This is a genomic window from Bombilactobacillus sp. ESL1092 (assembly GCF_058107465.1).
Genome location: NZ_CM176594.1, coordinates 1,677,118 through 1,689,720, shown reverse-complemented (window position 1 = coordinate 1,689,720; position 12,603 = coordinate 1,677,118). Strand labels below are relative to the sequence as shown.

General features: G+C 39.9%; 10 protein-coding genes. All 10 read right to left on the bottom strand.

The features are described from left to right. Positions 1 to 4 precede the first annotated feature (4 nt). The 10 genes from recJ to rbfA all read right to left on the bottom strand — a co-directional run bounded on the left by recJ (position 5) and on the right by rbfA (position 12,594). Positions 5 to 2,317: a single-stranded-DNA-specific exonuclease RecJ gene (gene recJ / locus AC3B6Y_RS07955; protein WP_489790925.1), complete on the bottom strand. Its 2,313-nt coding sequence runs from the start codon at positions 2,315 to 2,317 to the stop codon at positions 5 to 7. A 12-nt stretch (positions 2,318 to 2,329) separates the two neighbouring features. Then, positions 2,330 to 2,989, bottom strand: a complete 660-nt coding sequence (locus tag AC3B6Y_RS07950) for a class A sortase (protein WP_489757561.1) — start codon at positions 2,987 to 2,989, stop codon at positions 2,330 to 2,332. Between the two features lie 57 nt (positions 2,990 to 3,046). Then, positions 3,047 to 4,882 (bottom strand): translation elongation factor 4, encoded by a 1,836-nt coding sequence (gene lepA / locus AC3B6Y_RS07945; RefSeq protein WP_489757560.1) that lies wholly within the window; start codon positions 4,880 to 4,882, stop codon positions 3,047 to 3,049. 394 nt (positions 4,883 to 5,276) lie between these two features. After that, positions 5,277 to 6,413 carry a molecular chaperone DnaJ gene (gene dnaJ, locus AC3B6Y_RS07940; protein WP_489789960.1) on the bottom strand — a complete coding sequence of 379 codons (1,137 nt, stop codon included), beginning with the start codon at positions 6,411 to 6,413 and terminating at the stop codon, positions 5,277 to 5,279. A 207-nt stretch (positions 6,414 to 6,620) separates the two neighbouring features. Further along, positions 6,621 to 8,468 (bottom strand): molecular chaperone DnaK, encoded by a 1,848-nt coding sequence (dnaK, locus tag AC3B6Y_RS07935; protein WP_489757558.1) that lies wholly within the window; start codon positions 8,466 to 8,468, stop codon positions 6,621 to 6,623. Positions 8,469 to 8,495: 27 nt separating this feature from the next. Next, positions 8,496 to 9,104: a nucleotide exchange factor GrpE gene (gene grpE, locus AC3B6Y_RS07930; RefSeq protein WP_489790924.1), complete on the bottom strand. Its 609-nt coding sequence runs from the start codon at positions 9,102 to 9,104 to the stop codon at positions 8,496 to 8,498. 11 nt (positions 9,105 to 9,115) lie between these two features. After that, positions 9,116 to 10,192, bottom strand: a complete 1,077-nt coding sequence (gene hrcA, locus AC3B6Y_RS07925) for a heat-inducible transcriptional repressor HrcA (RefSeq protein WP_489768999.1) — start codon at positions 10,190 to 10,192, stop codon at positions 9,116 to 9,118. Between the two features lie 92 nt (positions 10,193 to 10,284). Continuing rightward, complete coding sequence (ribF, locus tag AC3B6Y_RS07920; protein WP_489757555.1) at positions 10,285 to 11,229, bottom strand: riboflavin biosynthesis protein RibF; 945 nt, start codon at positions 11,227 to 11,229, stop codon at positions 10,285 to 10,287. A 7-nt stretch (positions 11,230 to 11,236) separates the two neighbouring features. Beyond that, the gene (gene truB, locus AC3B6Y_RS07915; protein WP_489790923.1) at positions 11,237 to 12,136 is read right to left on the bottom strand and encodes a tRNA pseudouridine(55) synthase TruB; all 900 of its coding nucleotides are present in this window, start codon (positions 12,134 to 12,136) and stop codon (positions 11,237 to 11,239) included. Positions 12,137 to 12,243: 107 nt separating this feature from the next. After that, positions 12,244 to 12,594: a 30S ribosome-binding factor RbfA gene (gene rbfA / locus AC3B6Y_RS07910; protein WP_489757553.1), complete on the bottom strand. Its 351-nt coding sequence runs from the start codon at positions 12,592 to 12,594 to the stop codon at positions 12,244 to 12,246. Between the last annotated feature and the right edge of the window lie 9 nt (positions 12,595 to 12,603).

Here is a 12,603-nt window from a genome sequence, read left to right as displayed (position 1 = left end):
AGTTCTAACTTTGTAATTTAATAACATATTGCACTAATTGTTGAAAATCCGAATCAATTAAAGTCTGAACAATATTTAGCTGGGCTTGATTTTGCTGATACAACGGTGATTCGTTCAGTTGTCGTGCCGGTATCGTAGCCGGCCATTTTAACAAGCCACTGTCTATTGTAACAAACTTCAACTCAGAAAACACTTTAATTATTAATTTAATTTGTGAATTATTTAGTTTCAAGTACCGCGCTACTACTGGTAAATCTTGCACTTGTAACTGCTGATGCGTCACTAAATATTTTAAAGCTAAATGCCATTGCTGTGGCGTAATCATCAATGGTTGCAAGCGATTTTTAAAAATAAAAATCAATTTTGATAATTGTGGCAACTTAACAATTAAATTTTCAAAATCCTGAATATGTTGTGGGCAATCCATTAAAACTGCCGTTTTTAATTGTTGTACTTCTGCTGAAGCTAAATAAGTCAAATAACCGGGCATTTGCTGTACAAAATGCTGGCGATTTTTTTCCTGGAAAAAAAGCAGCGGCGTGGCATTAGTTATTTGGCTTAACGAACTCATCCCGCGCGCATCAATAAATTGCTGTTGTTGTACCACCAGCTGCTCCAATTCATTGGCTAGTTTGACATCGACTACTTTTAATTGCACTGTGGGTTGGCGATGCCAATTGTTAATCATGACCGTGCCATATAAAACTTGAATGGAACTCGCAGCTAATTGTTCCTTATACTGACCCCAATTGAACGCTAAACATTCGAGTTGTTGATCTACCAAAAATTTCAAATGCGTTTGCGTTTTTTTACCCAAAAATTCTACTTGAGCATGCTGAAAATTAATAATCTTGAACATGGGCTGGGAATTGCCCTGACCAAAAGGCGCTAACCGCCGCAGTTGTTTGTAAAAATCTAATGACAAATCCGTCGCTGCTACTGTTAAATCATACGTTTGTTGGGGCTTTTGCGTTAAATCTAATTGTAAAGCTTGCGGTAATTGATTTAACCGTTGCTTGAGTTGCTCTAACAAAGCTGCATCTAACGTTAAACCACAAGCCTGCGCATGACCACCAAATTTTTGATATAAATCGGCTTGACTTGCTAGCGCCGTATATAAATCAAACTGCTCATTACTGCGCCCAGAACCAGTTGCCACCTGGTGTTCATCAATGTGAAACACTAAGGTGGGACAACCACTTTGTTGTAAAACTTTACCAGCTACAACTCCTAAAATTCCCTGATGCCAATCTTCAGCAGCCAAAACTAAGACGTGTTGTCCCGCCGCCAATTGCTCCTGCGCTTGTTGCCAGGCGGCTGTAAACACTTCCTGTGTTAAATCTTTACGTTGCTGATTAAACTGATCAATGGTTTTCGCCAAACTTTGCGCTTGCTCTTCATCGAAAGTTAACAATAAGTCGACTCCTTTTTGAGCCTGGTCCAGCCGGCCTAACGCATTTAACCGCGGAGCAATTTGAAAAGCGACATCATCTTCATTTAAAGTAGACCAGTTCAAATGGGCCACTTTCGCTAATGCCGCTAAGCCGCTGCGTTCTTGAGTCTGCATTTGTTGTAACCCAAAAGTAACAATAACGCGATTCTCACCTACTAGTTCCATCACATCAGCTATCGTCCCGATTGCCGCCAAGTCTAATAAATCAACGGGGACTTCGTCTAACAAAGCACTCGCGACTTTAAAAGCTACTCCGGCACCCGACAAGTATGGACAAGGATATGCCGCCTGTTGATTGGTAGCTAAGGCTGGGTGCACAATCGCTAACGCTGCTGGCAATTGTTTCGGCAGTGTATGATGGTCCGTAATAATGACATCAACGCCGTGCGCGTTCGCATATGCCACCTCTTGCACACCAGTAATGCCATTATCGACAGTAATGATTAATTGGACTCCTTGAGCAATAAACTGTTGGTAACGTTCAAGGTTTGGACCATAACCATCTTGAAAGCGATCCGGAATAAAGTAATCCACTTGACCACCCAAATTAGTAATGGCTTCTGTCAAAATGGTCGTACTAGTAATTCCGTCAGCATCATAATCCCCATAAATTAAAATTTGCTCTCCAGCAACAATTGCTTGAGTAATCCTATCTATTGCTGGCTGCATATCATGCAAAAGGTATGGGTCTGCTAACTGTTTCAGATCTGGTTGTAAAAATTGTTGAATTTCTTGACTAGTTTTGATCCCACGTTGATTCAGTAGTTGCACCACAAATAACGGCAACTGCAGTTTTTGAGCCAATTGCTTTAATTGAGCTGTTTGGTTCAAATCGGCTTTTTGCCATTGATATAGTAAACTCAAATTTTTTAACCTCTAATCAAAAATTGCTAAAGTTGCGCGATTAGCCACGCGGGCTTTAACCAAATTGCCTTGAACAATCCACCGATTCGCACCGCCATCGGCACAGGTAATCAAACTAATCATTTTCTGCTTACCTTGGTCATCAATCCGCCAAGTGGCTTTGGGTGAAATAACTTGCTTTAAAGTAATTTTATACGTATAAACACTGGATAAGTCAGTTATATAAATTAAATCCCCAATTTGCGTATTAGAAATTGGCGAAAACAAGGCGCCCTTTTGGGTCATATAATGGCCAGCTAAAGCATAATTACCCTGCCCCATTTTTTCATCAGGTTTCATAGTGCCCGCTCCGGTCGCTAAAGCATTATCGTCAATTCCTTTAACAATCGGCAACTGTAAATTAACGGACGGAATAGCAATTTTGCCAATCATGGGGGCATTTTTTTGTACACTGGCTTTCGCCACTTGTTGCACACTAATAGATTTAACTTTAGAAAAATCAAAGGAAGCTGATTTTAAATTATTCTGATGAACCTGTTTAGCTGTCAAAGATGACAAACTTTGCTGTGATAATTGACGAACCATAAAAGACTTAATTTGTCCATTAAAAATTAATGCTAATGCTACTACCAAAATAATGAATGTTCCGCAATATTTTACAATTTTTTTCATGGCTTACCCCTGGACCTGCCTTTGAAGAATCAAATTAACTTTGCCAAAACAACTGAACTATTTTTGTAAATCATCATCATCCATTTGTAAAACTGCCATAAAGGCTGCTTGGGGAACAGTCACACTCCCCACTTCTTTCATGCGTTTCTTACCCCGCTTTTGTTTATCCAATAGTTTATTTTTCCGGGTTTGATCCCCACCATATAGTGGTCCGGTCACATCTTTACGATAAGCTTTCACAGTAGAACGCGCCACAATCTTATTACCAATCGCCGCTTGAATAGCCACTTCAAATTGCTGCCGGGGAATAATTCCCTTTAACTTTTGGACAATTTGCCGTCCCCGCCGATAAGCAAAATCTTCATGGACGATAAAACTTAACGCATCAACGGGTTGTGAATTCAATAAAATATCCATCTTAACCATTTTCGAAGGTTGATAGCCAATAATTTGATAATCTAAGGAAGCAAAACCACGCGTATTAGACTTTAAAGTATCAAAGAAATCATAGATAATTTCGGCTAATGGTAAACGATAAACTACATTAACGTGGTAATCATCCAAATAATCCATCGTATCAAATTGGCCCCGCTTGCGTTGAGCCAATTCCATCACTGCGCCGACATAATCTTTCGGAACCATAATTTCAGCTTTAACCATCGGCTCTTGAATCTCCTGAATTTCCGAAGGATCCGGCATTTGTGATGGGTTATCAATAATCTTCGTCGTTTGGTCCGTCAAAATTACTTTATAGTTAACGGACGGAGCTGTCATGATCAAGTCCAAGTTAAATTCCCGTTCAAGCCGTTCTTGAATGACATCCATATGCAATAAACCTAAAAAACCGACCCGAAAACCAAACCCTAAGGCTTGGGAAGTTTCAGGTACAAATTCCAGGGAAGCATCATTCAATTGTAATTTCTCTAATGACTCACGTAAATCGCCGTATTTGGCATTATCTACCGGATACATACCAGAATAGACCATTGGGGTAATTTGCCGATAGCCGGCCAAAGCTTGGGCGGTCGGCTGCTCAGCTAGAGTAATCGTATCACCCACTCGCGTATCTTGAACACTTTTAATACTAGCAGTAATATAACCGACATCACCAACACTCAAGAATTCCCGTGGAACAGCTTTGGGAGACATGACACCCACTTCTGTGACTTCAAAAACTTTGCCATTACTCATTAATTTAATGTGATCACCAACTTTGACTTGGCCATCGAAAATTCGCACGCTTAATACCACACCACGATAACTATCGTAAACAGAGTCAAAAATTAAGGCCTTTAACGGAGCCGTCAAATCGCCTGTCGGTGCTGGCACATCTTGCACGATCCGTTCCAATAAATCAGCAATGCCTAAGCCACTTTTGGCACTTGTTAATACAGCATTCTCGGCATCAATGCCAATCATATCTGTAATTTCTAATTTAACACGTTCCGCATCCGCCGATGGTAAATCAATTTTATTAATCACTGGCACAATCTCTAAATCATTATCAACCGCTAAATACGCATTCGCCATTGTTTGTGCTTGCACACCCTGCGCAGCATCCACTACTAATAAGGCACCTTCGCAAGCCGCTAAACTCCGCGATACTTCATAAGAAAAATCGACATGTCCGGGGGTATCGATTAAATGAAACGTGTAAGTATGCCCATCTTTAGCTTGATACTTCAATTCAACTGCGTTTAACTTAATCGTTATCCCCCGTTCACGTTCAATATCCATGTCATCCAAAACTTGATTTTCCATATCTCGTTGTGAGACAGTATCTGTTAATTCTAAGATTCGGTCGGCAATCGTCGATTTACCATGGTCAATATGAGCAACAATGGAAAAATTACGAATATATTTTTGTTTATTTTCTAAATCAGATTGTGGCATATTATTAATCCTCATTCCAAATTCACATTTATAGCTCTCTTGGTTTACTATATCAAAAATTTCCCGCTGACAAAAGACCATTCCCCGGCTAATCTCCAGCTCGTGAACACGATAATTGTAAACTAATTTTTTCTGCAACGCACTGACGTCTTAATTACAAACAAGGACCTAAAACCATCAACAGCTTTAAGTCCTGCAATTAATTTGCAACTGGTTACTTGAGTAATCAATTTAATTTTTGATAAATTGTCATTAAAAATTGAGACGACAGTCGCACAACTCGCTTGAATGAACTAGTCTGCGCCTCAATTAAACAATTTACTTTTTGAAACAAAATAATTAATTTTCTGAGCAAAATCGTTAACCTGATTGACTAATCGTGTAAACAGGTCACTTATTTAAACTTATCTTTCATATTGTCACGCATCCGCTCAAAGAAATTCCTGTCCTGTTCTTTGACCTTAGCACCACCTAATTGTGCAAAAGTCTGTAAGGCTTCTTTTTGTTTTTCATTTAAGTGCTTGGGGGTCACGATTTCTACGCGAACCTGTTGATCACCGACACCACCATGCAAACCGGGTACTCCTTGCCCTTTAAGTTTAAAGACCGTTCCTGACTGTGTACCAGCCGGAATTCGCAATTCCACTTGTCCACGCACCGTTTTGACTTTAATCTCATCACCTAAAGCGGCTTGTGGGAACGAAATTGTTTCATGCGAGTAAATAGTCGTATCATGCCGTTCAAAATGCTTGCTGGCTTCAACTTCAAACGTAACAAACAAATCACCATAAGGACCTTTATTATCACCAGCAGCCCCCTGACCATCTAAGCGCATCCGCTGCAAATTATCAATTCCTGCAGGAATATCAATTTCGACTGCATGACTTTTGGTAATCTTACCCCGTCCATGGCAAGTAGGACACTTTTCTTCAATTTCTTGACCAGTTCCACCACAGACATCACAGACTTGTTGACTCTGCATCATTCCTAATGGAGTACGCTGGTTAACGGTAATATGTCCACTTCCCTGACATTTATGACAAGTTTTGGGGCTTGTCCCAGCCTTGGCCCCCGAGCCTTGACAATCTGGACATTGTTCACTGCGATTATAGCGAATCGTCTTTTTACCACCGAAAATAGCTTCTTCAAAAGTAATTTTCATCCGGTATTCCAAGTCTTGGCCCTTCCGTGGAGCGGTAGGATCAGCTTGGCGCCGACTGCCACCACCAAAAAACGAGTCAAAAATATCGCCAAAATCGCCGAAGCCATTCGTATCAAAACCACCGAAGCCTTGACCGCCGAAACCTTGGCCGCCAGCTTGCTGATCGGTGGAACCGTATTGATCAAACTGGGCTTTTCTTTGCGGATCTTTCAAGATTTCGTAGGCTTCATTAACTTCTTTAAACTTTTGTTCCGCATCAGGTGCTTTATTCAGGTCGGGATGATACTTTTTAGATAATTTACGGTAAGCCCGCTTAATCTCGTCTTCTGAAGCATTGCGGTCCAGACCTAAAGTTTCATAAGGATCCATATCTGACTTAACCTTTCTTTCAATAACTAAAATTTTCCCAAAATCACAAACTAGCACTTTTAAACACTAAAAGAGTCAAATTCTAACGTCCAAACCTGGATTTAGTAATTTGACTTTTTTAGATACAAACTTTGAACTTTTAATCTAGGCCGTTAATTCTAACAAGTAGCTACACCCCAAATAATGGTTCCAAGTTAATTCGCGCTCTTATTTGTTTTTATCAGGGTCAACTTCCTTAAAATCGCCATCTACGGTACTATCGCCATCATTCTTAGCATCAGAATTATTAGCGTTCGCATCACCTTGGGCTTGTTGCGCATCTTGAGCTTGTTGATACAATTTCACTGATAAATCTTGAACAATTTTATTCAAATCGTCCTTCTTGGCTTTCATTTCTTCCAAATTATTGTCAGCTTGGGCTTTCTTCAAAGCTTCTTTTGCATCCGTAGCCTTCTTAATTTCATCTTCAGAAACTTTACCTTCTAAGTCTTTCAAAGTCTTATCAGTTGTAAAGATCAATTGATCAACTTCGTTACGCAAATCGGCTTCCTCTTTGCGCTTCTTATCAGACTCTTCATTTTCTTGAGCTTCTTTTTTCATCCGCTCAATTTCTTCATCGGATAAACCAGATGAACTCTTAATTGTAATCTTCTGTGATTTACCAGTGCCTAAATCTTTTGCAGAAACATTAACAATTCCGTTTTTATCAATATCAAACTTAACTTCAATTTGTGGGACGCCTCGCGGAGCAGCAGGAATATCTGTTAACTGGAACCGACCTAAAGTCTTGTTATCAGCGGCCATCGAACGTTCACCTTGTAAAACATGAATGTCTACTGCTGGTTGGTTGTCCGCAGCTGTTGAGAAGACTTGTGACTTGCTGGTTGGAATCGTCGTATTCCGATCAATTAACTTAGTGGAAACACCACCCATTGTTTCAATTCCTAAAGATAGTGGCGTAACATCTAACAAGACCACATCTTTCACATCGCCAGTAATCACACCGCCTTGAATGGCTGCTCCTAAAGCAACAGCTTCATCAGGGTTAATCGAATGATCGGGTTCTTTACCAGTCCATTGTTTAACTGCTTCTTGTACCGCAGGAATACGCGTTGAACCACCGTTTAAAATAACTTTATCAATATCAGAACTGCTTAAATCGGCATCTTTTAAAGCATTTTGTACCGGAATCTTTGTCCGGTCAACTAAATCAGCTGTTAATTCATTAAATTTAGCGCGCGATAAAGTAGTCTGTAAATGCAACGGGCCAGCAGGGCCAGCAGAAATAAATGGCAAACTGATTTCCGTTTCACTCACACCAGATAAATCTTTTTTCGCTTTTTCAGCAGCATCTTTCAACCGTTGCAAAGCCATCTTATCTTGTGATAAGTCAATTTGATTTTGCGCTTTAAAGTCAGCGACTAACCAATCCATAATAGCATTATCAAAGTCATCGCCACCTAAATGGGTATCACCATTAGTTGACAATACTTGGAAAACGCCATCGCCTAATTCCAAAACGGAAACATCAAAAGTCCCACCACCTAAATCGTAAACTAAGACTTTTTCATCGGCATCACTTTTATCTAAACCATAAGCTAAAGCAGAAGCTGTTGGTTCATTAATAATCCGTTTAACATCTAAACCAGCAATTTTACCAGCATCTTTGGTAGCTTGCCGTTGTGAGTCATTGAAGTAAGCTGGCACGGTAATTACCGCTTCAGTCACTTCTTCACCCAAATATTTTTCTGCAAAGTTTTTAATGTATTGCAAAATCATGGCCGAAATTTCTTGTGGTGTATATTCTTTGCCATCAACATTGACTTTATAGCCAGCTTCACCAATGTGGCGTTTGATAGAAGAAATCGTATTCGGGTTGGTAATTGCTTGCCGCTTAGCCACTTCACCAACTTGTGTTTCACCATCTTTAAAAGCAACTACTGATGGTGTAGTCCGGCCGCCTTCTGGATTAGCAATAATCTTCGGGTCGCCACCTTCTAAAACAGCAACTGCTGAATTAGTTGTTCCTAAATCAATTCCGATAATTTTTGACATTAATTAAACCTTCTCCATTAAATTAATTTATTGTGCCACAACAACCATACTTGGCCGCAAAACGCGATCTTTTAATTGATAACCGGCCTGTAATACTTGCACCACCGTGTCTGCTGGATGCTCATCATCACTTGCTACTGTTTGCACCGCCTGATGAATCGTCGGATCAAATTTTTCATTCAAAGCTTTAATTTCAGTAATATCATTTTCCGCTAATGCTTGCTTCAAATGTTTTAAAACCATCTGCACACCAGTAATTAGGCCGTCATTGGTCTGATCGGCACTACTTGCTTGTAGTGCACGTTCTAAATTGTCAATTGATGGTAAAATAGCTGTCGCTAACTTTTGTCCATCATACTTAATTAAACTAGCCTGTTCTTGTTGATTATGCTTTTTAATATTTTGAATTTCCGCTTGTAAGCGTAACTCCTGATCTTGACTTGCTTTTAAATCTTTTTCTAATTTTTGATTAGCATCTAATAGTTTGTCTACCACTTCATCAGCAGCTGGCTTGGCTGTGGCTGGTTCATCCTGATCTTTGCTGGATGCCACTTTTTTTTGATCATTAGCAGCTGCTTTCTTTGCTGAAGCTTTTTCTGAAGGAAACTCTTCCGGATCTATTTCGGGTTTCGTCATAAACACGCCTCCTAACTTGAATTACCATTTAGTTCTTGAAAATAATCAATTAACCGCTTTGCCAATTCATAACGTAAAGAGGTAATTAAACCAATCACTTGTGAATAAGGCATATTAGTGGGACCTAAGAGGGCAATTAAGCCATCACCGTGAACGCCCACACTATATTTGGCGGTAATCAAACTATAATTATTCAATATTTGCGGCGCTAATTCAGCACCCAAATGGACCTTAATTCCTTGATTATTAGAATCATCATCACTGAGATTCTGATCCATTCCCAAAAGCTTGGCTAAATTATGGTCACTGTCAAACAATGAATACAAACTCTTTAAACTGTCACTATTACGGGTATCAACGTAGTTAAATAAATTAGATTTACCGTCCACAAAGAAATGATCGGCGGCAACTTTATCTAAGATATCATCAAAAATTGACAAAAAACCATCTGGAGTCTGTAAATATTGTGCCACCAGTTTAGGAAAATCAGTCTTTAATCGCTTGGAAACCTCATTCAAAGTCTGACCTACTAATTGATCATTGATAATGCGCACGACCGCTTCCAAACGATCAGCCGCAATATCTGCTTCTAAGCGATACACTTGATTATAAACAGCTCCATCACTAGTTACCATAATAGCCATGACTTGACTGTTACCCAAGTCTACAATTCGAAAACCAGTTAAAACAGTATTATCACTCTCAGGTCCTAAAGCAATGGCCGTATAACTTGTCAAAGTTGAGAGAATTTTAGCGGACTGCGCAACAATCTCATCAATTTTGGTAAAGCGTTGTTTGGCAAAATCAGAATGAATGATTTCTGAAGTTTGCTCCGAAACATCTATCGGCGTTAACAGGTGATCCAAATAGTACCGATAACCACTATCTGAAGGCACCCGTCCTGATGACAAATGAATCTTTTCAATCAGACCCAAACTCTCTAAATTTGCCATGTCATTGCGAATAGTTGCCGAACTCACATGAATTGGTAACCGATCCATTAAAGCCTTCGAGCCAATAGGTTGCCCCGTTTCAATATATTGTTGAACAATTGCCTTTAAAATTGCAGCTTGACGATCAGTTATCAAACCAAATCACCTCGCTTTTAGCACTCTTGATATATTAGTGCTAACAATGTTAAATATAGCAAGCTATTAGCACTATGTCAAGTTAGTTGCTATTATTTTCTGAAATAATTTTCGGTAGCTTGCTGATCTTGTCGTAATTGCTGCACCAATGCCGGGGCGTCAGCAAATTTAATTTCGGGACGTAAATATTTTAACCATTGAATTTGGACTTCTTGACCATAGAGATCTTGATCAAAGTCTAAGAGATTAGCCTCTACTGTGACCGGATTATTGCCCCTTTTAAAAGTCACATTCCGGCCAACGGAAGTCATCGCTGGGAACCAGTCATCACCAACTTTGACTCGTGTGACGTAAACACCCAAGCTAGGAACTAATTGCTCTGCGCTTAAAGCTAAATTAGCTGTGGGAAAACCCAACTGCCGCCCCATTTGATAACCGTGAACCACTGGACCTTGGTTTTGGTAATTATAACCCAATAATAAATTAGCGTGTTGAATCTGATCCGTCTGTAACGCTGTGCGAATATTAGTAGAAGAAATTTTTTCATGATCGAAATTTAAAGAAGGAATCTCTACAATTTCAAAGCGTTGTTGGACTAACTGGCGTAAATACGTCATGGTCGCAATCTCTTTGGGGCCAAAGGTCCAATCAAAGCCGGCCACTAAAGTTGTAATATGCAAGCGCAACAAAAAATCTTCGACAAATTTTTGAGGTGCTAAATGCGCCAAAATGGGATTAAACTCTACTACATAGACAATATCTACTTGTAATTCTTGAAACAATTCTAGTTTGCGTTGAAATGGCGTCAGATACTGGAACGTTCCCGTCACTTTTTGCGGTTGATAAACTTCAATAGGATGGCGGTCAAACGTCAAAACTGCCGCTGGTTGTTGCCGCGTATGCGCCAGCCGTACTGCCGTTTTAATCACATTTTGATGACCGAGGTGCACGCCATCAAAAAAACCCGCCGCCAAAACTTGCCGTGCCGGAATTTTCAACTGCTGCTGAAAGGGATATTTTAAAATTTGAACTTCCACGATTTACTCACCTATCATTTTTTAAAAGCATAATTTGCGGAACATAGTTCTGATTTTGTAAATGATACAATGCTTTGACTTGATGCTGCCAAGTCAGTAAGACCTGTTCCTCAGTTGAAGGCAACTGAATGGCACCGCCGTTTTGCACCACTTGCCATTGCGCAGCAGTCAATTCATACAGTGGCATTTGGTCTGTAAAAGCTACATTCAACGGCAAACAAAAATCCATTTGGCCTTGAGCCAACTGCAGTTTGATTTGTTCTAAAGTCCAAGTCTCCTGTAGTTTAAAACCACCACCATAAGTTCTCGTTAAACGACTCATATGCGCCGGCAAATGAAGATACTGCCCTAATTGCACGGCTAAAGTCCGAATATAGGTGCCTTTACTGCACCGCACTAAAAATTCACAAGTTTGTTGTTGTTGCACTTCATCAAATTGACTGGCCGCTAATAAATCAAATTGTTTAATCGTTACTTGCCGAATTGGACGCTCCACTTCCTGATGAGCTCGGGCATATTCATACAGCCGTTTACCGTTAACTTTCACCGCCGAATACATTGGCGGTTGTTGCTGGATTAAACCCGTTAAACTATGCATTCCTAATTTAATCTTCTCATTGGCAATTGGTGCTCGTAATTTTGTCTGCGCAATAACTTCACCACTGGCATCTTCGGTAGTCGTCGCACTGCCAAAAGTGATTTGACCTTGATAAACTTTATCCGAATTTAAGAGCCAATTAACCAACTTCGTGGCTTGACCAACACAAACGACCAAGACACCATCGACATCCGGATCCAAGGTACCAGTATGGCCAATCTTTTTTTCATGTAATAACTTCCGCAATTGGTACACGCAATCCGCACTAGTCACACCGCGTGGTTTATACAGGGGAATAATACCATTCATTATCATAACCTCATTAATAATTTAATTAACTAATTTAGTATAGCATTGCCTTAACTAGAAAGATTTCCCGCAATACAATTATATGTAACAAAAAAGCCGCTAAGCGACTATTTGTCTGATTCATTTAAATGGCGTAACAATTCATCAATATGCTCACCATACCGAATGGAATCATCTTGTTTAAAGATTAAATCTGGAGTTTTATAAATTGATAAACGGTGTCCTAATTCGCGCCGAATCAAGCCTTTGGCCTTATTCAAACCAGCAGTAGCTTTTTGCGCCGCACTAGCGGTCTCTGCCAAAACACTGAAGTAAATTGTAGCTTGCTGTAAATCGCCAGTTACCTCGACTCCCGTAATAGTTACTTCCTTGACACGCGGATCACGCACCCGTTTTAACAAAATATCATTAACTTCTCGTTGGATTTCTTGTTCAACTCGACCAACACGATATTTCATTACAACACC